The 26948-nt window shown below is 69.8% G+C and carries 27 protein-coding genes and 1 rRNA gene; 15 read left to right on the forward strand and 13 right to left on the reverse strand.

The features are described 5' to 3' along the window. Positions 1 to 87: ribosomal RNA gene (gene rrf / locus B0I32_RS50805) — 5S ribosomal RNA — on the forward strand; the annotation flags it as partial. Positions 88 to 459: 372 nt separating this feature from the next. On the opposite strand, the gene B0I32_RS58445 is transcribed toward rrf, so the two are convergent. Next, positions 460 to 606 carry a hypothetical protein gene (locus tag B0I32_RS58445; protein WP_181308699.1) on the reverse strand — a complete coding sequence of 49 codons (147 nt, stop codon included), beginning with the start codon at positions 604 to 606 and terminating at the stop codon, positions 460 to 462. 216 nt (positions 607 to 822) lie between these two features. Next, positions 823 to 1086 carry a hypothetical protein gene (locus B0I32_RS50815; protein ID WP_106252121.1) on the reverse strand — a complete coding sequence of 88 codons (264 nt, stop codon included), beginning with the start codon at positions 1084 to 1086 and terminating at the stop codon, positions 823 to 825. Between the two features lie 821 nt (positions 1087 to 1907). On the opposite strand from B0I32_RS50815, the gene B0I32_RS50820 reads away from it, so the two are divergent. Continuing rightward, positions 1908 to 2579 carry a serine hydrolase gene (locus B0I32_RS50820; protein ID WP_106252123.1) on the forward strand — a complete coding sequence of 224 codons (672 nt, stop codon included), beginning with the start codon at positions 1908 to 1910 and terminating at the stop codon, positions 2577 to 2579. Here B0I32_RS50820 and B0I32_RS50825 read toward each other — a convergent pair. From B0I32_RS50825 to pstS, 5 genes are read right to left on the reverse strand one after another with little or no spacing between them, the layout of a single operon-like run. Continuing rightward, complete coding sequence (locus B0I32_RS50825) at positions 2548 to 3273, reverse strand: response regulator transcription factor (protein ID WP_106252125.1); 726 nt, start codon at positions 3271 to 3273, stop codon at positions 2548 to 2550. The two genes, B0I32_RS50820 and B0I32_RS50825, sit on opposite strands and share 32 nt — an antisense overlap. After that, positions 3273 to 4049, reverse strand: a complete 777-nt coding sequence (gene pstB / locus B0I32_RS50830) for a phosphate ABC transporter ATP-binding protein PstB (protein ID WP_106252127.1) — start codon at positions 4047 to 4049, stop codon at positions 3273 to 3275. The genes B0I32_RS50825 and pstB overlap by 1 nt, the downstream gene beginning before the upstream one ends. A 15-nt stretch (positions 4050 to 4064) precedes the next feature. Beyond that, positions 4065 to 4940 carry a phosphate ABC transporter permease PstA gene (gene pstA, locus B0I32_RS50835; RefSeq protein WP_106252128.1) on the reverse strand — a complete coding sequence of 292 codons (876 nt, stop codon included), beginning with the start codon at positions 4938 to 4940 and terminating at the stop codon, positions 4065 to 4067. After that, complete coding sequence (pstC, locus tag B0I32_RS50840; RefSeq protein WP_106252130.1) at positions 4937 to 5917, reverse strand: phosphate ABC transporter permease subunit PstC; 981 nt, start codon at positions 5915 to 5917, stop codon at positions 4937 to 4939. The genes pstA and pstC overlap by 4 nt, the downstream gene beginning before the upstream one ends. A gap of 6 nt (positions 5918 to 5923) precedes the next feature. Next, a complete protein-coding gene (gene pstS, locus B0I32_RS50845) occupies positions 5924 to 7030 on the reverse strand; it encodes a phosphate ABC transporter substrate-binding protein PstS (protein WP_106252131.1) in 1107 nt (368 codons plus the stop codon). Positions 7031 to 7150: 120 nt separating this feature from the next. On the opposite strand from pstS, the gene B0I32_RS50850 reads away from it, so the two are divergent. Together B0I32_RS50850 and B0I32_RS50855 are read left to right on the forward strand one after the other, a co-directional pair. After that, complete coding sequence (locus B0I32_RS50850) at positions 7151 to 7624, forward strand: low molecular weight protein-tyrosine-phosphatase (protein WP_106252133.1); 474 nt, start codon at positions 7151 to 7153, stop codon at positions 7622 to 7624. Further along, entirely contained in the window at positions 7624 to 8409 is a 786-nt protein-coding gene (locus B0I32_RS50855; protein WP_106252135.1) for a fructosamine kinase family protein, read from the forward strand. The genes B0I32_RS50850 and B0I32_RS50855 overlap by 1 nt, the downstream gene beginning before the upstream one ends. A 4-nt stretch (positions 8410 to 8413) precedes the next feature. Here the strand turns inward: B0I32_RS50855 and B0I32_RS50860 are convergent, their stop codons facing one another. Next, complete coding sequence (locus tag B0I32_RS50860; RefSeq protein WP_106252137.1) at positions 8414 to 9247, reverse strand: TetR/AcrR family transcriptional regulator; 834 nt, start codon at positions 9245 to 9247, stop codon at positions 8414 to 8416. 55 nt (positions 9248 to 9302) lie between these two features. Between B0I32_RS50860 and B0I32_RS50865 the strand changes: the two genes are divergently transcribed. Continuing rightward, positions 9303 to 11042, forward strand: a complete 1740-nt coding sequence (locus B0I32_RS50865; RefSeq protein ID WP_219912440.1) for a right-handed parallel beta-helix repeat-containing protein — start codon at positions 9303 to 9305, stop codon at positions 11040 to 11042. Between the two features lie 87 nt (positions 11043 to 11129). On the opposite strand, the gene hisN is transcribed toward B0I32_RS50865, so the two are convergent. Beyond that, positions 11130 to 11927, reverse strand: a complete 798-nt coding sequence (gene hisN / locus B0I32_RS50870; protein ID WP_106252140.1) for a histidinol-phosphatase — start codon at positions 11925 to 11927, stop codon at positions 11130 to 11132. 99 nt (positions 11928 to 12026) lie between these two features. Here hisN and B0I32_RS50875 point away from each other — a divergent pair, with 99 nt between their 5' ends. Further along, complete coding sequence (locus B0I32_RS50875; protein ID WP_425438154.1) at positions 12027 to 12482, forward strand: DUF4442 domain-containing protein; 456 nt, start codon at positions 12027 to 12029, stop codon at positions 12480 to 12482. Positions 12483 to 13363: 881 nt separating this feature from the next. On the opposite strand, the gene rsgA is transcribed toward B0I32_RS50875, so the two are convergent. Together rsgA and B0I32_RS50885 are read right to left on the reverse strand one after the other, a co-directional pair. Further along, the gene (gene rsgA, locus B0I32_RS50880) at positions 13364 to 14440 is read right to left on the reverse strand and encodes a ribosome small subunit-dependent GTPase A (protein WP_106252143.1); all 1077 of its coding nucleotides are present in this window, start codon (positions 14438 to 14440) and stop codon (positions 13364 to 13366) included. An 841-nt stretch (positions 14441 to 15281) separates the two neighbouring features. After that, complete coding sequence (locus B0I32_RS50885; RefSeq protein ID WP_106252145.1) at positions 15282 to 16829, reverse strand: 3-phosphoshikimate 1-carboxyvinyltransferase; 1548 nt, start codon at positions 16827 to 16829, stop codon at positions 15282 to 15284. Positions 16830 to 17378: 549 nt separating this feature from the next. On the opposite strand from B0I32_RS50885, the gene B0I32_RS50895 reads away from it, so the two are divergent. Both B0I32_RS50895 and B0I32_RS50900 read left to right on the forward strand, forming a co-directional pair. Beyond that, positions 17379 to 18125 (forward strand): SOS response-associated peptidase, encoded by a 747-nt coding sequence (locus tag B0I32_RS50895; RefSeq protein WP_106252149.1) that lies wholly within the window; start codon positions 17379 to 17381, stop codon positions 18123 to 18125. A gap of 154 nt (positions 18126 to 18279) precedes the next feature. Then, positions 18280 to 18612 (forward strand): TraR/DksA family transcriptional regulator, encoded by a 333-nt coding sequence (locus B0I32_RS50900; RefSeq protein ID WP_106252150.1) that lies wholly within the window; start codon positions 18280 to 18282, stop codon positions 18610 to 18612. A 389-nt stretch (positions 18613 to 19001) separates the two neighbouring features. Here B0I32_RS50900 and B0I32_RS50905 read toward each other — a convergent pair whose 3' ends face one another. Continuing rightward, on the reverse strand, positions 19002 to 19739 hold the full coding sequence (locus B0I32_RS50905) for a class I SAM-dependent methyltransferase (protein WP_106252152.1): 738 nt from the start codon (positions 19737 to 19739) through the stop codon (positions 19002 to 19004). Positions 19740 to 19972: 233 nt separating this feature from the next. Between B0I32_RS50905 and B0I32_RS50910 the strand changes: the two genes are divergently transcribed. From B0I32_RS50910 to B0I32_RS50940, 7 genes are all read left to right on the forward strand, one after another. After that, positions 19973 to 20578, forward strand: coding sequence for a sigma-70 family RNA polymerase sigma factor (locus B0I32_RS50910; protein ID WP_043624264.1), 606 nt, complete (start codon positions 19973 to 19975; stop codon positions 20576 to 20578). After that, positions 20575 to 20841 carry a mycothiol system anti-sigma-R factor gene (rsrA, locus tag B0I32_RS50915; RefSeq protein ID WP_106252154.1) on the forward strand — a complete coding sequence of 89 codons (267 nt, stop codon included), beginning with the start codon at positions 20575 to 20577 and terminating at the stop codon, positions 20839 to 20841. Before B0I32_RS50910 ends, rsrA begins: the two co-directional genes overlap by 4 nt. A 10-nt stretch (positions 20842 to 20851) precedes the next feature. Next, the gene (locus B0I32_RS50920; RefSeq protein WP_106252155.1) at positions 20852 to 21793 is read left to right on the forward strand and encodes an NAD-dependent epimerase/dehydratase family protein; all 942 of its coding nucleotides are present in this window, start codon (positions 20852 to 20854) and stop codon (positions 21791 to 21793) included. A gap of 221 nt (positions 21794 to 22014) precedes the next feature. Further along, entirely contained in the window at positions 22015 to 23370 is a 1356-nt protein-coding gene (locus B0I32_RS50925) for an HD-GYP domain-containing protein (protein ID WP_106252157.1), read from the forward strand. Beyond that, positions 23367 to 24659, forward strand: coding sequence for an HD-GYP domain-containing protein (locus B0I32_RS50930; RefSeq protein ID WP_106252159.1), 1293 nt, complete (start codon positions 23367 to 23369; stop codon positions 24657 to 24659). Before B0I32_RS50925 ends, B0I32_RS50930 begins: the two co-directional genes overlap by 4 nt. A 291-nt stretch (positions 24660 to 24950) precedes the next feature. After that, positions 24951 to 26315 carry an acetyl-CoA carboxylase biotin carboxylase subunit gene (locus B0I32_RS50935; RefSeq protein ID WP_245956659.1) on the forward strand — a complete coding sequence of 455 codons (1365 nt, stop codon included), beginning with the start codon at positions 24951 to 24953 and terminating at the stop codon, positions 26313 to 26315. A gap of 33 nt (positions 26316 to 26348) precedes the next feature. Beyond that, positions 26349 to 26561 carry a biotin/lipoyl-binding carrier protein gene (locus B0I32_RS50940; RefSeq protein WP_146178623.1) on the forward strand — a complete coding sequence of 71 codons (213 nt, stop codon included), beginning with the start codon at positions 26349 to 26351 and terminating at the stop codon, positions 26559 to 26561. Here B0I32_RS50940 and B0I32_RS50945 read toward each other — a convergent pair. Then, positions 26551 to 26931: a thioesterase family protein gene (locus tag B0I32_RS50945; RefSeq protein WP_106252162.1), complete on the reverse strand. Its 381-nt coding sequence runs from the start codon at positions 26929 to 26931 to the stop codon at positions 26551 to 26553. The two genes, B0I32_RS50940 and B0I32_RS50945, sit on opposite strands and share 11 nt — an antisense overlap. Between the last annotated feature and the right edge of the window lie 17 nt (positions 26932 to 26948).

Consider the following 26948-nt stretch of genomic DNA (forward strand, 5'->3'; position numbering starts at 1 on the left):
GGTTACATTCCGAACCCGGAAGTTAAGCTTCTCTGCGCCGATGGTACTGCACTCGGGAGGGTGTGGGAGAGTAGGTCACCGCCGGACAATCTTTCATGGAGAGGGTTCCGACGCTTCACAGCGTCGGGGCCCTCTTCTTGCATTTCCGGACAATGGCTGTGGGATCAATAGCCGGTGTGGTCGTTGTGTCGGCCGGTCATGGTCTCGGCCAGAACCTTGACGAAGAGTCGGGCGATGACGCAGCTTGGTCGGAGCCCGGAGCCCGGAGCCCGGAGCCCGGAGCCCGGAGCCCGGAGCCCGGAGCCCGGAGCCCGGAGCCCGGAGCCCGGAGCCCGGAGCCCGGAGCCCGGAGCCCGGAGCCCGGAGCCCGGAGCCCGATAACTGGGGCCGATTGGTGGTCGTGTCGCTCGCGTAGCAGGTGCGGCACTGTTGCTTCGGAGAACACGGGCAATCCCACGATCACTCGCCGTTCTCGGTGCTGCGGAGACCTGGGCCTCCCATGTGGCCGCCGGAGCGCCGTGGCGTGAAGTTGTAGAAGGTTCCGGTCCCGTAGGCGATCTGGATGCTCCGCATCGCCGGTCGCGCCGCCGCCAGGTACGCCCCCATCGGCGTTCCAGTCGGTGACTGAGGTCTGGGTATGCGGGTTGCCCGTGAGGATCAGCGTCGGATCGCTGTGCGCGTCCAGGATCCTCCGTGCCATCGCGGCGTCTCGCTGCGACCAGTCGGATGTGGTCGCCGGCCCGTCGAACAGATGATTTGCACCCCCTTCCTGGCTTTGAGCACCGCGAAGTGCCGGGCGGTGATCCTGCCGTCACCTGTCCATCACAGCGGATGGTCGAGCCCTCCCTGTGTCGTGAGGTACGCGTTGAGTTCCGGTTTGAGCTGCTCCGGCCACTCCAGTGCGAGCGTGGTGACGCGCAGCGCTCGCATGAGGCCCTGGACGATCAGGGGGTTCTCCTGGACACCGTGCAGTGGCAGCCCGGACTCGGTGAGCGATCGTGCCGCCAGGTCGAGGGACTTCACCTCGACGAGCAGGTTGAAGCTCCGCGTGTCGAACTCGTCGACAGCCAGCCGGTGCCCGTCCATGGCGTCGATTGCCGGCTTGGCATCACAGTGATCGCGCCTGCCCCGCGGTGCAACGAATTTGTTCCGAGGGGTGGGGGTGACCTCGGCCGAGGCAGCTCGCTGGGGAGAACGGGCTGTCGTCGCACTAGCGGCGTGTCAGTGGATGTCGTGATAATGATCACGTGGTCACGGTTGTGGCGAAGGCGGTACTGCGGCTGGTCGTCGTGCTCGCCTTTGTCCTGCCGCTGGCGCTGGCGCTGGGGAACAGGTCGCAGGAGCCGGCCGGGATCAGCGTCGCCGCCGTGCCCAGGGCTGGGGCCACGCAAGGGTCGGTGGCCGAGGTTGGAGCGCCGCCTGGTGGGGCGCCCGAGAGAGCCGGAGCGTCGCCTGGTGCGGCGTCCGAGACGGCCAGAGCGATGCCTCGCGCGGCCAGAACTACGCGAGGTGCGGTGTCGGGGCCCGAGAGGGCGGGTGCGGCGCGTCATGCGGTACCGGGATCCGAGCTGGGTCCGGGGACGGGATCCGAGCTGGGTCCGGCACAGAAGTCAGAGCTGGGCCCAGGCAAGGCAGCCGGGAATGGGGTCGCCAGGTTGGGTACGGGAAGTCTCGCCAGGTTTGGTGCGAGCGGTCTCGCCGGGCTGGGCGTCAGCAGCCTCGCCGAGATCGGCGTGGGCGGTCTGGGCAGGGTTGGCGTGGGTGGCCTGGGCGACGCTTATGCGGGCGGTCAGGGCAATGCGGTCGTGGCGAGTGTCGGCAGGGAGGCCGTGTCGCCTGTGTCGGCCAAGCGGGTCTCGGCGCGGTTGGATCGCTTTCTGCGGGGACGGCCGGGGCCGGTCAGCGCCATGGTGAAGGATCTGGCGACCGGGCGGGTGTACCGGTATCACGCCGGCGAACGGCTGATCACCGCCAGCACGGCCAAGGTACAGATCCTCATGGCGTTGCTGCTGCGTACCCCGTGGAAGAGGTTGCCGGCGGAGGTGAAGCGGGACGCGGAGAGGATGATCCGCTACAGCGACAACCACGCCGCGGACCGGTTGTGGACGCGGATCGGCGGGGCGGAGGGGTTCAACCGGGCGGGCAGGCGGCTCGGGTTGAAGGACACGGTGGGCGTGCCGGGGCAGTGCGTCGATCTCTACTGCTGGGGGATCACCAGGACGTCCGTCGACGACCAGGTCAGGCTCATGACGGCGCTGGTGTCCGGTAAGAGCCCGCTCAGGGCGGGTGACCGCGCGCACGTGCGCAAGCTCATGGGCGAGGTGGTCGACGGGCAGAACTGGGGCGTCAGCGCCGCCGCCTGCGACGGGGAGCGGGCGGCGTTGAAGAACGGCTGGCTCAAGCGGGTCTCCACCAAGCGCTGGGCCACGATCAGCGTGGGGCTGATCAGGGACGGCGACGGGCGCGACTACGCGCTCGCCGTGCTCACCGAGGGCAGCCCCGAGGTGGAGGCCGGCATAGCGACGGTCGAGGGCGTGGTGGAGCGGATCATGCGTGACTTCCGTGACTGCCCGGCGTGACCAGCCGGTAGCCGACGCCGCGTACGGTCTGGATGAGCTGGTCGTCCTCGTCGCCCAGGCGTGCGCGCAGGCGTTTGACGTGCACGGCGATGGTGTTCGTCGAGGTGTTGGCGGCGGCGTGCCAGACGTGGCGCATGATCTGTTCGCGGGTGACCGTGCGGTCGGCGTTGCGCATCAGGTACTGGAGCAGCTCGAATTCGCGCAGCGGCAGGTGTACGGCGCGCCCGGCCACGCGTACCTGGTAGGCCTGGATGTCCAGCTCGACCCCGCCGACGGCCAGGACCTTGCGTGACTCGGGGGAGGCGGCCTGGATGAACGGCAGCAGTTCCGGCGCCCGGTAGGGCCTGGCGACGCAGGCGGCCGCCCCGGCGGCGAGGGCGCGCAGTGCCTGCTCGGCGTGCCCCTCGCCGACGCCGAGCAGCACCGGTACGGCGCGCGCCAGCCGTACCGCGCGGACGAACTCGACCGCGTCGATGACCGGCAGCATGGCCGAGACGAGTACCACGTCCGGGCTGAGGGCTCCAGCCTGCAGCAGCCCTTGTGCGCCGTCGGGCGCCCCTGTGACGGCCACGCCCTCCAGTTCGAGAGCCGTGGCCACGTCTTCCACGACCGAGTTGTCCGGGTCGGCGATGAGCAGCACGGGCTTGGTCCTCGTGTCCCCGTTCATCGTGGATGCCGCCTGCTGTCGGGTCATCAGCCGAAGCGCCCCGTGATGTAGTCCTCCGTGGCCTTCTCCGAGGGGTTGGTGAACATGCGGGAGGTCTCGTCCATCTCGATGACCTTGCCGGGTTTGCCCTGCTCGGCCAGGTTGAAGAACGCGGTCCTGTCGCTGACGCGGGCCGCCTGCTGCATGTTGTGGGTGACGATGACGATGGTGAACTCGTCCTTGAGCTTGGCCATCAGGTCCTCGATGGCCAGGGTGGAGATGGGGTCGAGGGCCGAGCACGGCTCGTCCATCAGCAGGACCTGCGGTTTGACCGCGATGGCGCGGGCGATGCAGAGCCGCTGCTGCTGTCCGCCGGACAGGCCGGCGCCGGGCTTGTTGAGGCGGTCCTTGACCTCGTTCCAGAGGTTGGCGCCCTTGAGCGACTCCTCGACGATGGCGTCCGTCTGTGCCTTGCTGACGCGGCCGTTGAGGCGCAGGCCCGCGGCCACGTTCTCGTAGATGGACATCGTCGGGAACGGGTTGGGGCGCTGGAAGACCATGCCGATCATCCGGCGGACGGAGACGGGCTCGACGGTGCCGGCGTACAGGTCCTCGCCGTCGAGCAGCACCTTGCCGTCCACGCGGGCGCCGGGGATCACCTCGTGCATGCGGTTGAGCGTGCGCAGGAACGTCGACTTGCCGCATCCGGACGGGCCGATGAACGCGGTGATCGAGCGGGGTTCGATGGTCATGGACACGTCCTCGATCGCCTTGTGCGAGCCGTAGTACGCGTCGAGACCCGAGACCTGGATCTGCTTGGACATTGTGCTGATAACCCCCTATCGGCCCCTGGCGGGCGAGCGCCACCAGGCGATCAGGCGCGCCACCAGGTTGAGCAGCATGACGATCAGGATGAGTGTGAGGGCGCCGGTCCACGCCCGGTCGACGGCGGTGTCGTTGGGGCGGGCCGCCTGGTCGAAGACGAACAGCGGCAGGCCCATCTGCGGCCCGGTGAACGGGTCGTTGTTGATGGAGTTGGTGAAGAACACCGTCATCAGCAGCGGCGCCGTCTCGCCCGCGACGCGGGCCACGGCCAGCATGACGCCGGTGACGATGCCGGTGAACGCGGTCGGCAGCACCACCCGCAGGATGGTGCGCCACTTGGGCACGCCCAGCGCGTACGAGGCCTCGCGCAGGTCGACCGGCACCAGCCGGAGCATCTCCTCGGCCGACCTGACCACGGTCGGCATCATCAGGATCGACAGCGCGAGCGCGCCCGCCCAGCCGGAGTAGGAGAAGCCGAGGAACAGGATCCAGAACGCCAGCACGAACAGGCCGGCGACGACGGAGGGGACGCCGGTCATGACGTCCACGAAGAAGCTGATGGCTCGGCTGAGCCGGCCGTTGTTGCCGTATTCGACCAGGTAGATGGCGGTGAACAGGCCGATCGGCACCGAGATGACCGAGGCGAGCAGGACCTGTTCGAGGGTGCCGACGATGGCGTGGTAGGCGCCGCCGCCGACGTCCCTGGCGCCGATGCCGTTCATGGAGTGGGTGAGGAACTCCACGTCGAACCGGGACATTCCATTGGAGATCACCAGCCAGAGCACCGAGACGAGCGGCACCACGGCGAGTGCGAACGCCAGATAGACCAGGCCCTGGACGACCCGGTCCTTGATCCGGCGGCTGGTGGAGATGTGTTGGATCGCGGTCATGCGCCGGCCCTCGCGTACTCCTTGCGGCGGTTGATGATCAGCCGCGCGCCCATGTTGACCAGCAGGGTGATGACGAACAGCACCAGGCCGGAGGCGATCAGCGCGCCCCGGCCGATCTGGGTGGCCTCGCCGAAACCGTTGGCGATGTTCGCGGCGATGCTGTTGGCGTGCGGGGTGAGGATCTCGAAGGTGATGTCGAACGTGGCGGGGAAGATCAGCGCGACCGCGATGGTCTCGCCCATGGCGCGGCCGAGGCCGAGCATGGCGGCGCTGATGACGCCCGGCCGGCCGAACGGCAGCACGGCCATCCTGATCATCTCCCAGCGGGTGGCGCCGAGGGCGAGCGCCGCCTCCTCGTTCATCTTGGGAGCTTGGAGGAACACCTCGCGGGAGATGGCGGCGATGATCGGCAGGATCATGATGGCCAGCACGATCGATCCGGCGACCATGGTCTTGCCGCCGATGGCGCCTTCGCCGGCGAACAGCGGGAACCAGCCGAGGTGCTCGTTGAGCCACTGCGACGGCGTCCTGATCAGCGGGACCAGGAACGCGAGGCCCCACAGTCCGTACACGACGCTGGGCACGGCGGCGAGCAGGTCGATCAGGTAGCCGAGCGGCGCGGCCAGTTTGCGCGGCGCGTAGTGCGAGATGAACAGGGCCACGCCGACGGCGATCGGGGTGGCGATGACGAGCGCGAGCGCGGAGCTGAGCACGGTGCCGAAGGCCAGGGCGGCGATGCCGAAGACCTGTTGCCCGTTGGGGTCCCAGGTGAGCTCCGTGAAGAAGTTCGCCTGGTTGGCCCGCAGGGCCGGGATCGCCTCGCCGATGAGGAACACGGCGATGGCCGCCATGATCGCCAGCAGGACGACGCCCGCTCCCGTGGCCAGGAAGCGGAACAGGCCTTCACCGTGGCTGCGCCGCGAGGCGGACCGGCTCGTGGCCGGCCCGCCGTCACGGGTGCGTACGTTGGTCGCCATGGGTGGTCAGGAGATCGCCTCGACGGCGGTCCGGACCTTCGTCAGCAGTGTGCCCGCGAGCGGGGCGTAGCCCAGCTCCTTGAGCGCTGCCTGGCCCTCGTCGCTGGCGGTGTAGGTGAGGAAGCTCTTGACGATCTGCTGCTCCTCGGCGGGCAGGCCCTTCTCGCAGGTGATCTCGTACGTCACCAGGACGATCGGGTAGGCGCCCGCGGTCTTGGTGGCGTAGTCGATCGACAGGGCGAGGTCGTTGCCGGTGCCCTTGATCTCGGCGGACTCGACCGTCTTGGCCGCGCTCTCCGGGGTGAGCTCGACGAACTCGCCGGCGCCGTTGGCCACCTTCGCCTTCTGCAGCGAGGAGTTCTCGGCGTAGGAGAGCTCGACGTAGCTGATCGCGCCCTCGGTGTCCTTGACCGAGGAGGCGATGCCGTCGGAGCCCTTGGCGCCCTGGCCCTTGGCCTCGGCCGGCCACGCCTTCGCCGGCTCGTGCGGCCACTCGGCGGTGGCCTTGAGGAACTTGGTGAAGTTGTCGCTGGTGCCCGACTCGTCCGAGCGGTGGAAGGCCTGGATCGGGGTGGCGGGCAGCTTCGCGTCGGGGTTGTCGGCCTTGATGGCGGCGTCGTCCCACTTGGTGATCGTGCTGTTGAAGATGCCGCCGAGCGTCTTGGGCGACAGCTGCAGCCCTTCGACGCCGGGCAGGTTGTAGACGACCGCGACGGGGCCGGTCACCATGGGGATGTTGATCGCCTTGCCGGTCTTGCACCGGGCGTCGGCCTGCGCGGGCTCGTCGTCCTTCAGCGCCGAGTCGGAGCCGGCGAAGGCGACCGTACCCTGGATGAACGCCTGCACGCCCGCGCCCGAGCCGCTGGGCTGGTAGTTGAGGGTGACACCGGGGTTGGCGGCCGTGAAGTTCTTCGTCCACTCGGTGATCGCGTTGGCCTGGGCCGAGGAGCCCGCGGCGTTGATCGAGCCGCTCAGAGCGTTGTCGTTGCCCGCGGCGGCGGGCGCGCTGGCGGAGCTGGTGCCCGCGGCTCCCGCATTGTTGTCTGTGCCGCACGCAGCGAGCGAGAGCGCGCCGACGACGGCGACGGCGGCGAGCCGGCCTGCATACTTCACGGTTGGGTCCTCCCACTTGGTCCTTAGTCGCCTCGAAAGCTATGCAGCGAAGGTGACTCAGACCCCCCAACGAGGGTGAACGTTCGGTGAACGCACCAGGTCACCCTCATGATGGGAGCTATGACTTATCGCGTATGCGTGGTGTGCATGGGGAACATCTGCCGTTCGCCGATGGCCGAGGTCGTGCTGCGGCGGACGCTCGAGAACCGCGGTCTGGGCGGGCTTGTGACCGTCGAGAGCGCGGGGACCGGCGGGTGGCACGCCGGTGATCCCATGGACGAGCGCGCTCTGGAGATCCTCACCAGGAACGGCTACGACGGGTCGGCGCACCGGGCCCGGCAGTTCACCAAGGACTGGTTCGACCGGTACGACCTCGTTCTGGCGATGGACCGGGACAACCTGTCCAATCTGCGCAAGCTGGCTCCGGCCGGGGTGGAGGTGCGGTTGTTCCGCTCGTTCGATCCGGCGGCGGAGGAGGGGGCCGAGGTGCCGGATCCGTACTACGGGGGCAGTGAGGGGTTCGAGGAGGTGCTCTTGCTGGTGCGGGACGCCTCGGAGGGGGTGGCCGAGCACATCGCGGAGGAGCTCGGCTGATGCGGATCACCGATGATCTCGGGGCGTCGCACGGGTGGCGGCTCCGGCGTGGCGTGCTGGACGACGGGCGCGAGGTGTTCGCCAAGAACGGGACCGCGTCCGAGGTCTTCGCGGCGGAGGCCGCCGGGCTGCGCTGGCTGGGCGAGGCCATCGCCGTGCCCGAGGTGATCGAGGTGGGTCCCGACCGGCTCGTGCTGTCCTGGGTACGCCAGGAGCCGCCGTCCGCCGGGGCCGCCGAGCGGTTCGGGCGGGCGCTGGCACGGTTGCATCGTGCCGGGGCGGAGAGCTTCGGGGCGCCGTGGCCGGGGTTCATCGCCGAGCTGCCGATGGACAATTCGCCCGCCTCTGACTGGCCGTCCTTCTACGGGGAGCGGCGGGTACTGCCGTTCCTGCGGCTGGCCCGGCTGCCCGCGGCGGACGTGGCGCTGGTCGAGCGGGTTGTGGACCGCCTGGCCGAGGTCTCGGGGCCCGCGGAGGGGCCCGCCCGGATCCACGGTGACCTGTGGAGCGGGAACGTGCTGTGGTCGGGCGGGGGCGGGGTGCTGATCGATCCCGCGGCGCACGGCGGGCACCGGGAGACCGACCTGGCCATGCTCGACCTGTTCGGGCTGCCCTACCTGGATCGGATGCTGGGGGCCTACCGCGAGGAGTGGCCGCCGGCGGAGGGGTGGCGGGAGCGGGTGCCGCTGCATCAGCTGCATCCGCTGCTCGTGCATGTGGTGCTGTACGGGGGCGGGTATCGGGAGAGCTTGATGAACGCGGTGCGGCGGGTGCTGGCGCTGTGAGCGGTCAGGAGCCTTTTCTGTTGCGGTACGCGCGCTGGCGGCAGGCTCGCGAGCAGTAGACGCGGGGGCGGCCCGAGGGGGCGGGCTCCAGTGGAGTGCCGCATTCCTGGCAGATTTCGTAACGCGTTTCGTCACGCTGGTGCACGAGGGCTTCGATGCCGTCCAGGACGCGGGCCAGGCCGAACTCGAAGGAGTCCTCCGGATGGTCCCAGCCGCCGTTCTCCCACAGGTGCGTGAGGGTGGGGTAGCGGTCGAGGCGCTCGTACAGGGACTCGCGGGCGCCCCACCACTCCTGCTCGGACACGCCGCTGCGGCGCTCCTCACGCTGGGTCTCGACCAGGACCAGGGCCTCGGCGTCCACGAAGCGGCCGATCAGGGCGATCGCCGCGATCACCTCCGGCGGCCTGAGCGACGTGCCGGCCAAAGCGGCGAGCATGTGGTCGTAGTGCGCGACGCCGTTGGGACCCGGCAGGTGGCGGGTGCCGCGTACCTCGGCCATCCAGGGGTGTCGCCGGCGCAGCTCCCAGGCCTGCCTGGCGACCGCCTCCAGCCGGGTGCGCCAGCCGGCCTCCCCTTCCTGAGGCCGCGGATGCTCGCCCATCACCTCGTCGAGCATCAGCTCGATGAGCTGCTCACGGCCGGGTACGTGGCGGTAGAGCGACATGGTGGTGAAACCGAGCCGGTCGGCGACCTTGCGCATGGACAGGCCCTCCAGCCCTTCCGCGTCGGCCAGCTCGACCGCGGCGCGCACGATCCGGCCCGTGGTCAGCCCGCGCCGGGGCTCGTGCTCCTTCTCCCGCCACAGCAGCTCGACGCCGTCGTCCGGATCCCGTGTCATTGGCACCGTCTCAGTTTATGGTGTACTACTTCGTGTACGGCATAAACACGGAAGGGTGGCTGTCTTGTTCCATTTCCACGTCGCGCCGGCGGGCGACGACTCCTGGCCCGGCTCCGCCGAGCGCCCGTTCGCCACGCTCGAACGCGCCAGGGCCGCGGCCAGACAGGTGGGTGGGGAGGCCGTGGTGCTCCTCAGAGGCGGGACGCACGTGCTCGCCCGGCCGTTCGAGCTCACCGGGGCCGATTCCGGGACCGTCTATCGTGCGTACGGATACGGCACGCCCGAGCAGGAGGAGGCCGTCGTCAGCGGCGGCCGGGTCATCACCGGCTGGCAGGTGAGCGGCGGCGTCTGGCGGGCGGAGGTCGGCGACTTGGACACCCGCCAGCTCTACGCGGACGGCCGCAGGGTCCCGCGCGCCTCCGTCCCCGGTCTGCCCGGGGAGGCGGTGGCGACCGGGACCGGCTACGTCACCGACAGCGCGGAGCCGCGCGCCTGGCGCGGCGCCGAGTTCGTCTACCGGGGCGTCTACCCCTGGACGGAGGCGCGCCTGAACATGGCCGAGGCGTCGGCCGACGGGGACTCGACGGTGATCACCATGGCCCAGCCCGGTTTCGGCCTGGCGGCCGAGCTGTACAACTCCACCTGGGAGGGCGTCACCTCCGCCGGGCCCGGCCTGCCCACGCGGATCGAGAACGACCCCGCCTTCCTGCGCGAGCCGGGCACCTTCGTGCTCGACCGGTCGCGGCCGGGCGCGCACGTGCTGCTGTACCTGCCCCTTCCCGGTGAGGATCCGGGGCGCACGCGGGTGGTGGCGCCGGCCCTGGAGACGCTGATGAGCGTGGCGGGGGCGCGCGGGGTGGCGTTCGAGGGGCTGGTGTTCGCCGACGCCACATGGTTGCGGCCGGGCCGGCCCGAGGGCTTCCCGCACTACCACGGCAGCGGCTTTTACGAGGGCGGCGGCGTCGAGACGGCACACCTCGGAGAGGGCGCTTCCGTTACGTATCCTTCGGCTTCCGTCACGATCCCTGCCTGTGTGACGTTCGAGGACACCGCTGACGTGCGGATCGAGGGCTGCCGGTTCACCCGCCTCGGGGCCTCGGGGCTGGGGGTCACGGGAGGTGACGGGCTCACGGTGCGCGGCTGTTCGTTCGACACGCTGTCCGCGGGAGGCGTCGTGGTGAGCGGCAGCCGGGGGACCGCGATCGTGGGCAATCTGGTGCGGGAGGTGGGGCTGGAGTACAGCGGGTCGCCGGGGATCGCCGTCACCGGGACCCGCGGTTGTGTCATCGAGCACAACGAGATCACGAAGGTGCCGCACTGCGGGATCGTGGCCGGGCCGGGCGAGGGGACGCGGATCCTGCGCAACCTGACCGTGAGCACCATGGAGGTGCTGGCCGACGGCGGGGGCGTCTACCTGTCCGGGCCGCAGGGGGAGTCGGCGGCCGGGGGAGCCGTGGTGCTCGGGAACGTCATCGAGGACACGCGGACGCCGTACAACTTCGGGCTGTACGCCGACTACGGGGCCAGCTGGGTGACGCTGGAGGAGAACGTCGTCGTACGGGCCGACAACACGGCCGTGCTGCACGTCGCGCCGCCGCTGGAGAACGTGGTCTTTCGGGGGAACATCTGGGACGCCGATCCCGTGGGGCACGAGAATCCGCCGGAGGGGGTGACGTACGAGGGGAACATGACGATCAAGGACGAGGGCCGGCTGAACGCCGCCACGAAGGAGATCCGGGCCCGGGCCGGCCGTCGTTCCACCGCGGAGGGGGCGCGGCCGTCGGTCGGTGACTGACCACGGGCCGCGTTCCGCCACGGTGGTGGGTCGTCGGCTGAGCGCATGTCACGTACTGCACGGGTGACCGACTCCACCCCCGTGTGGCTAGCTTTTGACGATGGTGCCGTTGAGGCGGTCGATGACCTCGGTGTGCAGGCTGCCGTTCGTGCAGACGAGGCTGCCGCCCTCCAGGCCCTTCACGCCGGCGACGTCGGTCCAGATGCCGCCGGCCTCCTCGACGATGACCGTGAGAGCCGCCATGTCCCAGGGGGAGAGCTCGGGTTCGGCCGACAGGTCGACCGAGCCCTCCGCGACCATCATGTGCGACCAGAAGTCGCCGTAGGCCCGCGTACGCCAGCATGAGCGGCTCAGGTCGAGGAAATTGTCGAGCTTGCCGGTCTTCTCCCAGCCGCCGAAGCTCGAGTACGAGAACGAGGCGTTCTCCAGGTCCGACACGGACGAGACCCGCATGCGGGTGGCCTTGGTCAGGCTCTTGCCGGTCCACGCGCCGCCCTCGGCCGCCGCCCACCAACGCCGGCCGAGGGCGGGGGCCGACACCAGGCCGACGACGACCTTGCCGTACTCCATGAGCGCGATCAGCGTCGCCCAGACGGGCACGCCGCGGACGTAGTTCTTGGTCCCGTCGATGGGGTCGATGATCCATGACCTGGCGCCCCATCCGGTCTTGCCGAACTCCTCGCCCACGACCGCGTCACGCGGCCGGGCGCGGCGCAGCGTGCCCCGGATGGCCTCCTCCACCGCGCGGTCGGCGTCGCTGACCGGCGTCAGGTCCGGCTTGGTCTCGACCTTGAGGTCGACCGCCTTGAACCGTCGCATGGTCAGGTCATCGGCGGCGTCCGCCATGACGTGAGCGAGTCGAAGATCATCCGAGTAACCCTGCACGATCGCCCACGCTACCGTGTCGGATATACAGAGCATCAGTCGCAGACGCCCCTTTTCTGGTAACTCCCCTTCCAGTTACTGGCCAGTAGCATGTCCAGCATGTCGTCAGATATCGGTGATCTCCTGCTGCAGACGGTCCCCTTTGCCCGCACTTTGGGGCTGGTTTTCGATTCGGTGGGAGAAGGTGGGGCGATTTGCCGCGTTCCTGACCGCGAGGACCTGCGTAACCACGTGGGTGGACCGCACGCCGGGGTGCTCTTCACCCTCGCCGAGTCCGCGTCCGGGGCCGCCGTGCTGTCCCTGTTCGGCGACCAGCTGAACCGGGCCACACCACTGCCCACCACGGCCACCATCGCGTACCGGAAGGTGGCCACGGGTGAAATCCGGGCCGAGGCCCGGCTGCTCGCGGAACGGGACGAGGTTGTGGGCAGGTTGGATGCGGGGGAGCGGCCGGAGTTCGACGTGGCGGTGTCGCTGACGAACGAGGACGGGGTCTTGGTCGCGGACCTGACGGTCACCTGGACCCTGCGCCCGAACCGTCCGCCGACGGCGTGACCTGGTCGGCTGCTGGTGGGACGACCTGATCGCGTTGCATGGTGTGTGAGCGGTGCTACGTGATCGTCTCGCGTGGTTTGTGGGTGGTGGTGGTGCGGGTTGGTCGCGTTGGGTGGTGTCGGGCGGCGTGACCTGAATGCCTCACTGTGGTCTGTGGGTGGCGCGATTTGGTCGTCTTGCGTCGTCTGTGGGTGGCGCGATTTGGTCGTCTTGCGTCGTCTGTGGGTGGCGCGATTTGGTCGTCTTGCGTCGTCTGTGGGCGGCGCGATCTGGTCGTCTTGCGTGGTCTGCCGGCGGTGCGGCCTGACCGCGTTGCGCGGTTTGGGGGAGGCGTGACTTGATCGTCCCACTGGTTGCGGGCAGTGCTGATCGAGTGCTTTGCGCGTCTGTGGGCGCGGTCTGGCGGGCCTGCGTTGTCTGCGAGCGGTGCTCCCCGATCGCCTGTCGTGGTTCGTGGGCCGGTGCGGATCGACTGCTTTGTGTGTCTGCCGGTGGCGTACCGGATCGCTCGCGTGTGTGTCCGGCTGAGGGGTATCCGATCGCGGGGTAGTTGGTGCGAGCGTGGAGCACTGGCTCGATCATGGGCAGCCGACTGTGGAGTCTTCGATCGTGAGACCACCGACCGTCGCGATCATCGCCGTCGATCACCGACCGTCGAGCCGCCGGCTTCGGACTGCCGATCCTCGGGCGTCCGATTGCGGGGCGGACGTGGCGATGGCAGGGGATCCGCCCCGGACCGGGGTGGCGCGTGGCGGGGTTGCGGCCGCTACCGCATCATGCTGTCTGGCCCGTCTGAAGGTCTCGCCGGGCGGCGTCAGCGGGCTGTAGGGCTATGCGGATGACCACGTGGCGCTTCGGGGCGGATCGGTCCGTGAGGAGGGTCAGGAGATCTCGTCTGATACAGCCTCGCGGCGGGTTGTGGGTGAGTCGTCCGGGGTGCCGTCGCGGCTGGACAGGAGGCGGCGTAGGGACCTGAGGCGGGTGGGGTCGGCCTTGCCTTCCGCTACCAGTGTGTCCAGTGCGCAGCCGTCGCCCAGGTGGGTGCAGCCCTTCGGGCAGTTGACCGTGCCCTCGTTCAGGTCGGGGAACGCCGCCAGCACCGTCTCCACCGAAACGTGGGCCAGGCCGAAGCTGCGTACGCCGGGGGTGTCGATGATCCATCCGCCTTCCGGCAGCTCCAGCGCCACAGCCGAGGTGGACGTGTGGCGGCCGCGGCCGGTGACCGCGTTGACCTGGGAGACGGCCCGGTTCGCGTCGGGGACCAGGGCGTTGACCAGGGTCGACTTGCCGACTCCCGAATGGCCGACCAGAACGCTGATGTGCCCGGTCAGGTGGTCGCGCAGCTCGTCGAGCGAGCCGCCCTTGTGCACCACCACATGTGCCACGCCCAGCGGCTCGTACAGCGCCACCAGTTCGTCGGGCGGAGCGAGGTCGGACTTGGTGAGACAGAGCAGGGTGTCGATTTCGGCGTCGAACGCGGCCACCAGGATCCGGTCGATCATCCGGGGCCTGGGCGGCGGGTCGGCCAGGGCGGTCACGATGACGAGCTGGTCGGCGTTGGCCACGACCGGGCGCTCGATGCCGTCGGTGTCCTCGGTGTCGTCGGCCGAGCGGCGCAGCATGGACGTGCGCGGCTCCACCCTCACTACCCGGGCCAGGGTGTCGGGGCGCCCGGAGACGTCTCCTACCAGCGCCACCCTGTCACCCACGACGATGCCCTTACGGCCGAGCTCGCGGGCCTTCATGGCGACCACGAGCCGGCGCTGGGGCGGCTTGCGCTTCTGGGCCGAGCCCTTCGGGCGTTCCGGCTCGATCAGCGTCGTGTAGCGGCCCCGGTCGACGGCCACCACGAACCCCTCGACGGCATCCTCGTGCGCAGGACGAATCCGGGTCCGGGGCCTGGAGCCCTTGCCCGGCCTGACCCGTACGTCGTCCTCGTCGTATTCCCGCTTGCTCAGCGGTCTGCTCCCATGCGCTCGCTTCCTCTCAGTGTGCTGGCCGGTTCGGTGCTGGTTGGCCCGTGATGACCGACTCTGTCATGACCGACTCAGTGGTGGCGGTGGTCGACTTATGCCCGGTCTATGGGGAGATTGGCCGTTCTGTGTGGTGATTAGTCGGTCTATGTGGTGATCAGTGGTGGTGCCGGGATGAAGCCAACGCCACTGATGATGATGATCTCCGGTGCGGCAAGCCTTGCCAGTGGTGGTGATGGATTGTGCGGCGGAGCCAGTCCATGTTGGTGGCGCTGGCCTGTAGGCGGGGCAAGCCGGCCGTGGTGGAGCTGGGCTGTAGGCCCGGCGAACCGGCCTTGGTGGTGCTGGTTGGTGGGCGGGGCAAAGCCTGCCTTGGTGGTGCTGGTTGGTGGGCGGGGCGAGTCCGCGGTGGTGGTGGTGATCGTGATGCGGTGTGCGCTCTCCCTGCCGGTTGCGGTGCAGAGTGAGTCGCCGCTGTCGCGGTGCGGAGCGATGGTTCGCCGGGGGTGATGGGTGGTGCGGGGGTGATGCCCCCGCTGGTGGCGATAGTGGTGTACGGGGAGGCTCGGCTGGTGCGCTGGGCACGGACTGCTCCGCAGGCATGCGCCCGCGAAGAGAGTTCTCGATGGGCTCTCCCCGCCCAGAACATCGCCGAGTCGCGGAGCCGGTGCTGGCCGTGTCGTGCTGGTGTGTTTCTTCATCGTCATGCGGGCAGCGCCGTCTCACGCGCCGCCGCCCTCTTCCGCTGTGCCCGGCGTGTACGGGGTGAAACCAGCGCTCGTGGGCCGGCGGGTGTCGGCCCTGGTCGGGCGTGGGCAGGCGGTACTCATCGGGCGTCCAGCATCGCCGTCCACATCTGGACGAATTCCGGCAGGGTCTTGGCGGTGGTCGCGATGTTCTCCACCTCGACGCCGGGCACGGCCAGGCCGATCACCGCTCCGGCCGTGGCCATGCGGTGATCGTCGTAGCTGTGGAAAGTGCCGCCGTGCAGGGGGCGGGGGCGGATGATCAGGCCGTCCTCGGTCTCCTCCGCGTCGCCGCCGAGTCGGTTGATCTCCGTGGCCAGCGCGGCCAGCCGGTCGGTCTCGTGGCCGCGCAGGTGACCGACGCCCCGGATGCGGCTGGGCGTGCTCGCCAGTGCGGCGAGGGCGGCGATCGTCGGGGTCAGCTCGCCCACCTCGTGCAGGTCGGCGTCGATGCCCGTGATCACGCCCGTCCCCCTGACCACCAGGTCGGTGACGCCGGAGCCGGTGGCCGCAGTCGTACCCGTGTTGGAACCGGCGGAGGAATGGGGGGAGGCGGGAGAAGACGGGCTCGGACCGGTCGCGATGGCGGACGGCGAGTCAGCGGAGCGGGTGGCCTCCGGGCTCGGCGTGTCGGTGAAGCGGGTGACCTTTGGGTCTGGAGTGCCGGTGGAGGGGGTGGTCTCCGGGGTCGGCGTGTCGGTGGAGCGGGTGATCTTCGGGGTCGGCGTGTCGGAAGAGCCGGTGGGTTCCGGGCTCGGGGTGGGGGTGGCGCGGGTTACCTCGGCGCCCATCTGGGTGAGGAGGTCGCGGAGGGCGTCGCCTGCTTGCGTGGTGGTGAGGGGCCAGCCGGGGATCGTCACCGTGCCGCTCGTGACCAGGGCCGCCGCCAGGAACGGGGCCGCGTTGGACAGGTCGGGCTCCACCGTCATGTCTCTGGCCGCGATCGGGCCGGGCGCCACCCGCCACACGTCGGGCTCGCTGTCGTCGACCGCCACGCCGGCCGCTCTGAGCATCTCGATCGTCATCTCGATGTGAGGCTGGGAGGGGACCGGTGGGCCCACATGGCGGATCTCGACGCCCTTCTCGAACCGGGCCGCCGTCAGCAGCAGGCCCGAGACGAACTGCGACGAGCCGGACGCGTCGAGGACGACCTCGCCGCCCGTCAACGGGCCGCTGATCGTGAACGGCAGGGCGTCGTTGTCGATGCGTGCTCCGAGCGCGCGCAGGGCGTCGAGGATGGGGCCCATCGGGCGCTTGCGGGCATGCGGGTCGCCGTCGAACGAGATGGGGCCGTCGGCGAGCGCGGCCATCGGCGGGACGAAGCGCATGACCGTGCCCGCGAGGCCGACGTCGACGTGGGCGCCGCCGCGGATCGGGCCGGGGGTTACGTGCCAGTCGACCCCCGCCGCGCTCTCCCTGGTCGGGGTCAGCGTCGTGCCCAACGAGCGCAGCGCCGACGCCATGAGGTCCGCGTCGCGGCTGCGCAGCGCCTGGCGCACGATCCCCGGGCCGTCGGCGAGCGCCGCGAGGAGGAGCGCGCGGTTGGTCACCGACTTGGAGCCGGGCAGCGGGACGGTGGCGGTGACCGGAGTGGCCGCCACCGGTGCGGGCCAGTGCGGAGCGGGCATGGTGAAAGAGTACTGGCCGTGGCGGTGCGGGGGTCACAGCCTGTGGATAACGACTGCCGCGCTGTTGCGGCCTGTGGACCGCCGGTTGGTAGAGGGCGGATGGGCGCCGTCTGGTGGGTCAATGGACCATCTTCCGGTGCTCGGGGTGCTCGGGGTGCTCGGGGTGCTCGGGGTGCTCGGGGTGCTCGGGGTGCTCGGGGTGCTCGGGGTGCCCCGGGCCGGCGCGGCTGGTGTGACGTTGTCCGGTACGTCGGGAGGGACGTCGCTCGGCGCGCCTGGTAGGACGCCGTCCGATATGCCGGGTGGGGCGTTGTCCGGTACGCCGGGAGGGACGTCGCCTGGGTGCACCGGGAGGGGCGTTGTCCGGTATGCCTGGTGGGACCCGGTCCGGCGCGCAGGGCAGGATGTCGTCCAAATACGCAGGGCAGGGTGTCGTCCAAATACGCAGGGCGGAACGTCGTCCGATACGCCAGGTGGGCATCGTTCCGTCGTACCGGGTGGGGCGTGCCCAAACATGCGATCGAAAGCTGGACGTGGCAGTGTGGGGTCATGTGCGGTAGATACGCGTCGGCGCGTAAGAAGCACGAGTTGCTTGAGGAGTTCGAGGTCGAGCAGGACGCCGAGCCCGACAAGGAGCTCGGCGCCGACTACAACGTCGCCCCGACCAAGAACGTCTACGCCGTCCTGAGCCGTGTGCCCAAGGAGGCCGAGCGGGCGGTGCGGCAGCTCCGGGTGGTGAAGTGGGGGCTGGTGCCGGTCTGGGCCAAGGACCCGTCGATCGGCTCGCGGTTGATCAACGCCAGGGCCGAGACGCTGGCGGAGAAACCGTCGTTCCGGCAGGCGTTCGCCAAGCGCAGGTGCCTGCTGCCGGCGGACGGCTACTTCGAGTGGATGCCCGTCGAGGGAGAAAAGAAGAAGAAGCAGCCGTACTTCATCCATCCCGCCGACGGCGGGGTGCTGGCTATGGCGGGTCTGTACGAGTTCTGGAAGGACCCCTCGCGCGAGGACGACGACCCGCTCAAGTGGCTGGTCACCTGCACCGTCATCACCACGGACGCGGAGGACCAGCTCGGCCGCATCCACGACAGGATGCCCATGATGATCGAGCGTGAGCGCTGGTCGGAGTGGCTCGACCCCAAGCTCACCGACACCTCCCAGGCCGCCGGGCTGCTGGTGCCGGCCGAAACGGGGCGGCTCACCGCGTACGCGGTCTCCACGGATGTGAACAACGTCCGGAACAATGGCCCCGACCTCATCAAACCTCTACCTGAGGAGGAGGAAACCGCGCTTTTCTAAAGGTGTAAGAGGCGCTTTAAGTGGGCATTCGGTGAGGAAAGCGATGCATCCGTTTACTCGGTGTCACCGCCAAAATGCCCCCTAATTGCACCGGGCGGGACATCCGGGGAGTCCTTGCCGCGGGCTGCCCTCATTCACCCGGAGGTGCGGATTCGTGGACGTCACGACCGCTCGTGAGCGGCTGGAAGACATGCTCGTGGAGCTGGACCGCTCGATTGGGGTCCTGCGGGGCGACCCCGTCGCCGTACGCGAATACTCCGCGGCGGACGCCGGCTCCGACCTGACCGACAACGACCGCGCGCAAGCCATGCTGACCGTGGCCACGGCGCAGCGGCAGGCGGTCGTCGAGGCCATCAAGCGCGTGGAGGAGGGGGTGTACGGCAGATGTGTCGACTGCGCCCGGCAGGTGCCGGAGGGGCGCCTGGAGGCCCGTCCTGAGGCCGCGCGCTGCGTGCAGTGCCAGGGCAAGCGGGAACGCCGCCGCTGATGCTTGACCCGATGGCTGATGCTCGACGCCTGATGGCCGATGTTCGACGCCTGACGCCTGACGCCTGACGACCGATGGCTCCCCTGACGCCTGACGCCTGACGCCTGACGCCGAACGGCTGACGGCCGATGGCTCCCCTGGCGCTTGATGGCTGATGGCAAGGGTCGCTGCGGCCAGGGCGCACGAGCCGCCCAGCGCGAAGTGCGAGCCGCCGGACACGAAGAACGGCGGCACGGCACTTGGGCTCGGGTGGATGAGTGCTCGGGAGCGGACGTGCAAACTCCGGCCGTGCTCGAAGTACGGCCGTGCTCGAAAGTACGGGCGCGCCCGAAAGTACGGGCGCGCCCGAAGGGCGGCCATGTTGGGTGGTGGGTGTTCGGCGTGGGTGGTCAGGTTTTGCGGGCGCTGGCGACCAGGTGGATGCCGACCGTGTCGTCGTCGTCGGGGTGGGCGTCGAGCTCCGTGCGCACCAGGTAGTTGAGCGCGCGCGAGTCCGACCCGAGCACGTGGTCCACCGTGGACGGCGACAGGACCGTGCGCGGCCGCATCCACTCGACCTCCAGCCCGGCGCCCGCCAGCAGCTCGCGCAGCTGGCCGCTGCTGAAGCAGCGCGTGATGCTGCCGTCGGGCCACGGCACGAGCATGACCTCGCCGGTCTGCCGCAGGTGCTGCCACTGCCCCTGCTCGGCCAGGATCGCCATGCCCAGCACCAGCGAGTCGACGCACACGAGCGCCCGCCCGCCGGGGCGCAGCACGCGGGCCACGTCGCTCATCGCCGACTCGGCCATGAGCTCGATCGACATCACCCGCTCCTCCGCGAGCACCGCGTCCACGCTCGCGTCGGGCAGGAAGGACAGGTCGTCGGCGCGTACGTGGCGGACCCGGTCGGCGTCGCGCAGCCGGGAGCCGTCGAGGGTCCTGCGGAAGTCGAGCACCTCGATCACCCGGTGTCCCGCCCTGGCGGCCTGGCCGGACCAGCGCCCGCGTCCGCCGGAGAGGTCGAGGATCACGGAGGGGTCGGCGGGGAGCCATCGGTTGAGTTGTTCGGCGGCTACGGCACGGTAGAAGGTCCAGTACGGCCCGAGCGTCCCTGAGCCGTTCAGTTCCTCGGCCGGAATGGGCAGCACACGCGACTCCTGGGTTCCGGAAAAAGGGCTACCAGCCGGTACGTATGACGTTCCCCGCACCGGGTCCTTCGTACCTTCTATCTTGCGGGAACAGACAAGGGCGCGGGCGTGTTGCGACGAGCATGCTCACATTGGTCGAACCCCAGCCCGCTGACCGACCGGTCGCGGGCCAGCGGGTATCCTCCCCTGAGTACGGTGTTCCGCCACAGCCGGCCACCGGTGATCTTAGGGGGGTGGGTCCGGTGCCCGCGACAGGCGCGGAGACGCTGGAGCAGCGAAGCGAGCGATTCGAGCGCGACGTCATGCCGTATCTCGAGCAGCTCTACTCCGCCGCGCTCCGGATGACCCGAAATCCAGCGGACGCGGAGGACCTGCTCCAGGAGACCTTCGCCAAGGCGTTCGCTTCTTTCCACCAGTTCCAGCAGGGCACGAATCTCAAGGCGTGGCTCTACCGGATCCTGACCAACACCTTCATCAACAGCTACCGCAAGAAGCAGCGGGAGCCGAAGCAGTCGGGCACGGAGGAGATCGAGGACTGGCAGCTCGCCAGGGCCGAGTCCCACACGTCGAGCGGCCTGAAGTCGGCCGAGGTGGAGGCGCTCGAGCACCTTCCCGACGGCGACATCAAGCAGGCTCTGGCGGCTCTGCCCGAGGAGTTCAGGATCGCGGTCTACCTGGCCGACGTCGAAGGCTTCCCCTATAAGGAGATCGCCGACATCATGGGCACCCCCATCGGGACCGTGATGTCGAGGTTGCACAGGGGACGCAGGCAGCTGCGGGGCCTCCTTGAGGATTATGCTCGCGAGCGTGGCCTGGTCCCGGCGGAGGGATCGAAATGAGCTGTGGCAACGCGCACGACACCGACTGTCGCGAAGTGCTCGACAAGGTCTACGCCTATCTCGACGGCGAGCTGACCGAGGGTGATGTCACCGACATCCGGGTTCATCTCGACGAGTGCAGCCCGTGCCTGAAGGAATACGACCTGGACAAGGCGGTCAAGGCGCTGGTGGCCAAACACTGCGGCTGCGACCCCGTTCCCGCGGACCTGCGCTCCAAGGTGCTGGCCCGCATCGCGCGAGTGCGTTCGGAGCTGGCCGACTAAGATTCACCCCATGCGCGTGTTGGTCACCGGGGGTGCCGGGTTCATCGGGTCGAATCTCGTCGATCGTCTGCTGGCGGACGGGCACGAGGTGCACGTGGTCGACGACCTGTCCACCGGCAAGCGGGAAAACCTGGCCGGCGCGGCGGGCCAGGACCGTTTCACGCTGCACGAGATGGACATCCGCGATCCCGCGCTGGTCGCGCTGGCGACGGAGCTGCAGCCTGAGGTGGTCTGCCACCTGGCCGCGCAGATCAGCGTGCGCAAGAGCGTGGCCGATCCGGTGCACGACGCCAGGCTCAACGTGGAGGGCATCGCGGCGGTGTTGACCGCGGCCCACGAGGGGCGTACGCGCAAGGTGGTGTTCGCCTCGTCCGTGGCCGTCTACGGGCGGCCCGCGACCATTCCGGTGCCGGCCGACGCCGCGACCGACCCGCGTTCGCCGTACGCGGCCTCGAAGCTCAGCGGCGAGATCTACCTGGCCACCTTCCGCGCGCTCTACGGTCTCGAATACACCACGCTGGTGCTCTCCAACGTCTACGGCCCGCGGCAGTCGCCCGACGGCGAGGCGGGCGTCGTGGCGATCTTCACCGACGCGCTGCTCAACGGCACGCCCACGGTCCTCTACGGCGACGGCACCCAGACCCGGGACTACGTCTTCATCGACGACGTGGTCGACGGCTTCGTCAGGGCGTGCGGCGCGGAGGGCAACGGCCGCAGGTTCAACCTCGGCACCGGCATCCAGACCACCGACCGGCGGCTGCACTCGCTCATCGCCGACGCGGCCGGCGCCCAGGACAAACCGGGCTTCGCGCCGCCGCGACCCGGCGATCTGCCGGCGATGGCGGTCGATCCGGTGCCGGCCCACGACGGGCTGCGCTGGCAGCCGCGTACGGACCTGCCGACCGGAGTGAAGAAAACAGTCGAATGGGCCGCGAATCGTCGCATGACGTAGTGGCTTGATTACGCTTTGCTTGCGATTTCCGACTCCGCCCTTGCGTCCACGCCGACTTCTGTAGCGTGAACCTCACAAGTCGACGTGGAGGCATGTGGATGTTGAAGGTTATGGTCGCCCGGCTGCTCACGGCCATCGTGCTGATCACCCCGGTGATCATGGTGGTCGGCGGAGCGGTGCCTCCTGGGGTGTCCTGGACCTGAACACCGTGGGGGGCCGCAATGCGTGAACTGCCGTGGCCCGCAAGGGTCTATCTGGTCGCCGTGATCGGTGCGGCGGCCGCTCTCATCGGACGCGGCGTGCTCGTCTCCGGCACGCCCGTGGCCGTGGAGGATCTCGACATCCTCCTGGTGCTCGCCCTGCTGTTCCTGGTGTGCGAGTCGATGCCGACGCTGCTCAACGTGGAGCAGTTCGCGGTGTCGGTCAGCTTCTCCGCCTCGCTGGCGGCCGTGGTGCTGATCGGGCCGGAAGGCGCGGCGCTGGTGGGCTTCACCGCCGTCTTCAGCGTGCGGCCCGGGCTGCCGCTGGTGAAGCGGCTGTTCAACGGGGCCCAGTTCGCCATCTGCGGCTACGTCGCGGGGCGGGTCTACGAGGCGCTGGACGGCCGGGTCGGGGTGCCCGAGGTCAACGCGTTCGACGACCTCATCGGCCCCTACGCTGCGGCCACCGCCGTCTTCGTGCCGCTCAACATCGCGCTCACGCTGACCATGATCGGGCTGGCCACCCACGTGCGGGCCACCGAGATGCCGGTGCGGGGCATGGCCCAGTTCCTGCTGTCCTACCTCGGATACGGGACGTTCGGGCTGCTCGTGGCCGGGTTGTGGGCCACCGTGGCGTCGATCTCGGCGGTGCTGGTGCTGCTGCCGCTGTTCGTGGCGCGGTGGGCGTTCGGGCAGTATCACGCCCAGCAGCGCTCCTACGACGCCACCATCGCGGCGCTCTGCCAGGCGGTGGAGACGAAGGACTACTACACCAGGGGCCACTGCACGCGCGTCTCGCACGCCTCCTCCATGATCGCGCAGGAGATCGGGATGGGGCTCGAACGGGTGCGCGCCATCCGCTACGCGGGCATGCTGCACGACGTCGGCAAGCTCGGCGTGCCCACCAAGGTGCTGCAGAAGGACGGGCCGCTCACCGAGGAGGAGTTCGCCGCGATCCAGCTCCATCCGATGCGCGGGCTGGAGATCGTGCGCGGCATCGGCTTCCTCGACGAGGCGTACGCCGGGATCATGCACCACCACGAGCGCCACGACGGCACCGGCTACCCGATGGGGCTGGCCGGTGACGAGATCCCCGAGTTCGCCAAGGTGATCGCGGTGGCCGACGCGTTCGACTCGATGACCTCCGACCGCTCCTACCGGGGCGCGCGGCCGGTGCCGGTGGCCGTGGACGAGTTGCGCAAGAGCGCGGGCACCCACTTCGACCCGGTGATGGTGGCGGCCTTCATCCGGGCGCTCGAGCACGAGCCGTGGCAGCCGCCGCGCCGGGTCGATCCGCCGCCGCCCGAGGCCGCCGAGACGCCGATCAAGGACCACGACGACCCGACCATGCCCATCCAGGTCGTGACCGGGCCATGATCACCACAGAGCGCGTCAGGCGCGCCGAACGATCCAGGCACCCGGTCCTGCGCCGGCTCGACTCCGGCCAGCTGCTGCTCATCTGCGCGGCGGGCCTCGTCGCGCTCGCCGGCGTCACCTACACCGCGGCCGTCGGGCTGCAGCGCCCGCAGATCGCGGTCGGGTTCGGGGCGCTCATCGCCGTCGGCGAGCTGGCCAGGCTCACCATGCCGGGCAACAGGGAGGTGGCGCCGATCGGCGCCGCCGCCGCGCTCGGCTACACGCTGCTGCTCGACCTCAGCCAGAATCCGCTCACCCACCCCGCGTTGCAGGTCGTCGCCGTGATCGCGGTCGGCATGGTCGCGGGCGCCCTGCCGCACCTGGCGGTGGGCCGGCCGCCCCGCCTCGACGCGATGGCCAGGCGGCTGCTCACCGGCTCGCTGCTCGCCTTCGCCTTCCGGCCGCTGGCCGGCACCCTGTACGAGCTGACCAAGCCGCCGACCAGCACGTGGTGGCCGGCGCTCGCGGTGATGGTGTCGCTCATCGCGGTCACCCTGCTGATCGACGTGCTGATCGCCGCGCTGCTGCGGGCCGAGCAGGTGCGCACGGCGTTCAGGGTGGCCGTACGCGACGAGCTCAACATGGCCTTCCCGCTGGGGGCCGCGGTGGCCTCGTCCGGCGTGCTGCTGGCGCTGGCCACGCACAGCATGGACCTGGTGGCGCTGCTGGTGTTCGCCGCGCCGCTGCTGGTCACGCAGGTGGCCTTCCGTAAATACGCCGGCATCAGGGCCACCTACCTGCAGACCGTGCGCGCCCTGTCGCGGGTGACCGAGGTCGGCGGCTACGTCGAGCCGGGGCACTCGCGCCGGGTCAGCCGCCTGGCCGTGGCCATCGGCAGAGAGCTGGGCATGGCCGAGCCCGAGCTGCTCGAACTCGAGTACGCCGCGCTCATGCACGACATCGGCCAGCTCTCGCTGCGCGACCCGATCCCGGGCGGCGCGACCGTGCTGACCGACCCCGAGCAGGCCCGCCGCATCGCCGAGCTGGGCGCCGAGGTGATCAGGCAGACCGGGGTGCTGGACCGGGTGGCCGAGGTGGTCAGCCGGCAGTGCGACCCGATCAGCGACGACCCGCCGCTGTCCAGCCGCATCATCCGGGTGGCCAACGCCTACGACGACCTGGTGGGGCCGTCGACCGACCGCGACCGCGGGGGTGCGGCGCTGGAGCGGATCCGGTTGTCGTCCGGCAGCGCGTACGATGCTCATGCGGTCGAGGCGCTCGCCCGGGTGATCGACCGCGGTCGCGTCTGAGACCGCACGAGTAAGTCTGAGGCTGTACGAGTACGTCTGAAGCCGTACGAGAGGTACGCCCGCGCACCGGGACGCGCAACGGGCGTCCCGGGACCACAGGTGCCGACACTCCGGGAGCCACGGCGCAAGCGGGCCCGGTGCTGGGGTGGGCGCGTTCCGGTCCTACAGTCCGGGGGGCGACAGTCGTGTTTACGGACGCTCACCTTTGTAGGGTTTCTACAGATCGAACTCGCCGGATCGGTGGTTTCGGGGGAAAGGGGTCAAGCCTCCGGCGGCCATAGGGTGGTCGGCGTGCTTACTGAGACGCTCGGATCCGTTCTGATCGCCAACCGAGGGGAGATCGCGCGGCGGATCATCCGTACGGTCAAGCGGCTGGGCCTGCGTGCCATCGCGGTTCACTCCGAGGCCGACGCCGACCTGCCGTTCGTGCGCGAGGCCGACGAGGCCGTGCTGATCGGCCCGGCCAACCCCGCGCAGAGCTACCTCGACGTCGCGAAGGTGCTGGAGGCGGCCCGCGCGACCGGCGCGCGGGCGATCCACCCCGGTTACGGCTTCCTCGCCGAGAACGCCGCGTTCGCCAGGGCCGTGATCGACGCCGGGATGGTCTGGATCGGGCCGGCGCCCGAGGCCATCGACAAGATGGGCGACAAGATCAACGCCAGGAACCTGATGGAGGCCGCAGGCGTGCCGGTCGCCGCGGGCACCCGCGAGCCGGTCACCGATCTGTCGCTGGCGCTGAAGGCCGCCGAGAACATCGGCTACCCGGTCATGGTCAAGACCGCGGGCGGCGGCGGTGGCATCGGGATGAGCGTGGCGCACGACGACGACGGGCTGCAGAAGGCGTACGAGCAGGCGGCCAGGGCGGCGGCGCGGTTCTCCGGCGACGCGCTGGACGGCCCCGCGGTGCTGCTCGAGCGCTACATCGAGCGAGCCCGCCACGTCGAGGTGCAGATCCTCGGCCTGCCCGGCGGCCGGGTCGTGGCGCTGGGCGAGCGTGACTGCTCGGTGCAGCGCCGCCATCAGAAGGTCGTCGAGGAGTCCCCTTCGCCCGGCATCAGCCCCGAGCTGCGCGAGCGCATGCTGGCCGCCGCGGTGCGGGTCGGCGAGGCCGTCGGCTACCTGGGCGCGGGCACGGTCGAGTGCCTGGTCGACGCCGACAAGCAGGACTTCGTGTTCCTGGAGATGAACACCAGGCTGCAGGTGGAGCACCCGGTCACGGAGCTGGTCACCGGGCTCGACCTGGTCGAGCTGCAGTTGCGGGTCGCCGCGGGGGAGAGCCCCGAGGTGCGGGCCGAACCCAGCGGGCACGCGATCGAGTTCCGGGTCTACGCTGAGGACCCGAAGCGGTTCTTCCCGGGGCCGGGCACGATCACGGCCTGGGACGAGCCGTCCGGCGACGGGGTGCGGGTCGACTCGGGCTACGTGGCGGGTAACACCGTCACGCCGTTCTACGACCCGCTGATGGCCAAGCTCTGCGTCTACGGCTCCGACCGGGCCGAGGCGCTGGAGCTGGGCCGCAAGGCTGTGGCGGAGTTCACGGTGGAGGGGCCGAAGAACAATCTGCCGTTCTGCGCCGAGCTGCTGGAGAACGCGGAGTTCACCACCGGCGACTACGACACCGGCCTGGTCGCGCGGATGCGCGCCCGGACCGCATGAGACCGTTGAACCACGGAAAGAAGGGGAGTCCCGGTGGCTGAGGTACGCGCTGAGATGGTGGCGAACGTCTGGAAGGTCGTCGTCAAGGAGGGAGACACCGTCTCCGACGGCGACACGCTGGTCATCCTCGAGTCCATGAAGATGGAGATCCCGGTGCTCGCCGAGGACGACGGTGTGGTGGCGCAGCTCAAGGTGGCGGAGGGCGATGTCATCCAGGAGGGTGATCTGATCGCCGTCATCGAGTAGCGCGGGCCATGAACCTGGCGCGGTCGACCACGACGCGTTCCATCGTGCCCTTGCCGACCACGGTCCGCCGGTCGTGGGCCTCGAAGGCGAAGACGAGCCGCCGGCCGTCGACCTCCGTGAGCTCCACGCCGACCTGGACGTGGGTGCCGAGCGGGCTGGCGGCGGTGTGCTCCAGCTCGACCCGGGTGCCGACGGACGTCTCGCCCGGGGCGAGGTGCCGCTCGATCGCCCGCAGGGTGGCGGCCTCGGCCAGCGCGAGCAGCCGGGGCGTGGCCAGCACGGGCACGTCGCCGCTGCCGAGCTTCTTGGCGGTGTCCTCCATCTCGACCATGATGAGCAGCTGGGCACGCAGGCCGGGAACGAGCGTCATGGGATCAGCCTATGGTG

Source organism: Nonomuraea fuscirosea (assembly GCF_003001935.1).
In the GTDB taxonomy this organism is placed as follows: Bacteria; Actinomycetota; Actinomycetes; order Streptosporangiales; family Streptosporangiaceae; genus Nonomuraea; species Nonomuraea fuscirosea.

What these genes read in the sequence shown, in the direction of transcription:
- B0I32_RS58445 (WP_181308699.1), bottom strand. Translation starts at nt 606, where the DNA reads ATGGGGGCGTACCTGGCGGCGGCGCGACCGGCGATGCGGAGCATCCAG.
- B0I32_RS50815 (WP_106252121.1), bottom strand. Translation starts at nt 1,086, where the DNA reads ATGGACGGGCACCGGCTGGCTGTCGACGAGTTCGACACGCGGAGCTTC.
- B0I32_RS50820 (WP_106252123.1), top strand. Translation starts at nt 1,908, where the DNA reads ATGGTGAAGGATCTGGCGACCGGGCGGGTGTACCGGTATCACGCCGGC.
- B0I32_RS50825 (WP_106252125.1), bottom strand. Translation starts at nt 3,273, where the DNA reads ATGACCCGACAGCAGGCGGCATCCACGATGAACGGGGACACGAGGACC.
- pstB (WP_106252127.1), bottom strand. Translation starts at nt 4,049, where the DNA reads ATGTCCAAGCAGATCCAGGTCTCGGGTCTCGACGCGTACTACGGCTCG.
- pstA (WP_106252128.1), bottom strand. Translation starts at nt 4,940, where the DNA reads ATGACCGCGATCCAACACATCTCCACCAGCCGCCGGATCAAGGACCGG.
- pstC (WP_106252130.1), bottom strand. Translation starts at nt 5,917, where the DNA reads ATGGCGACCAACGTACGCACCCGTGACGGCGGGCCGGCCACGAGCCGG.
- B0I32_RS50850 (WP_106252133.1), top strand. Translation starts at nt 7,151, where the DNA reads ATGACTTATCGCGTATGCGTGGTGTGCATGGGGAACATCTGCCGTTCG.
- B0I32_RS50855 (WP_106252135.1), top strand. Translation starts at nt 7,624, where the DNA reads ATGCGGATCACCGATGATCTCGGGGCGTCGCACGGGTGGCGGCTCCGG.
- B0I32_RS50860 (WP_106252137.1), bottom strand. Translation starts at nt 9,247, where the DNA reads ATGACACGGGATCCGGACGACGGCGTCGAGCTGCTGTGGCGGGAGAAG.
- B0I32_RS50875 (WP_425438154.1), top strand. Translation starts at nt 12,027, where the DNA reads ATGTCGTCAGATATCGGTGATCTCCTGCTGCAGACGGTCCCCTTTGCC.
- B0I32_RS50885 (WP_106252145.1), bottom strand. Translation starts at nt 16,829, where the DNA reads ATGCCCGCTCCGCACTGGCCCGCACCGGTGGCGGCCACTCCGGTCACC.
- B0I32_RS50895 (WP_106252149.1), top strand. Translation starts at nt 17,379, where the DNA reads ATGTGCGGTAGATACGCGTCGGCGCGTAAGAAGCACGAGTTGCTTGAG.
- rsrA (WP_106252154.1), top strand. Translation starts at nt 20,575, where the DNA reads ATGAGCTGTGGCAACGCGCACGACACCGACTGTCGCGAAGTGCTCGAC.
- B0I32_RS50920 (WP_106252155.1), top strand. Translation starts at nt 20,852, where the DNA reads ATGCGCGTGTTGGTCACCGGGGGTGCCGGGTTCATCGGGTCGAATCTC.
- B0I32_RS50925 (WP_106252157.1), top strand. Translation starts at nt 22,015, where the DNA reads ATGCGTGAACTGCCGTGGCCCGCAAGGGTCTATCTGGTCGCCGTGATC.
- B0I32_RS50930 (WP_106252159.1), top strand. Translation starts at nt 23,367, where the DNA reads ATGATCACCACAGAGCGCGTCAGGCGCGCCGAACGATCCAGGCACCCG.
- B0I32_RS50945 (WP_106252162.1), bottom strand. Translation starts at nt 26,931, where the DNA reads ATGACGCTCGTTCCCGGCCTGCGTGCCCAGCTGCTCATCATGGTCGAG.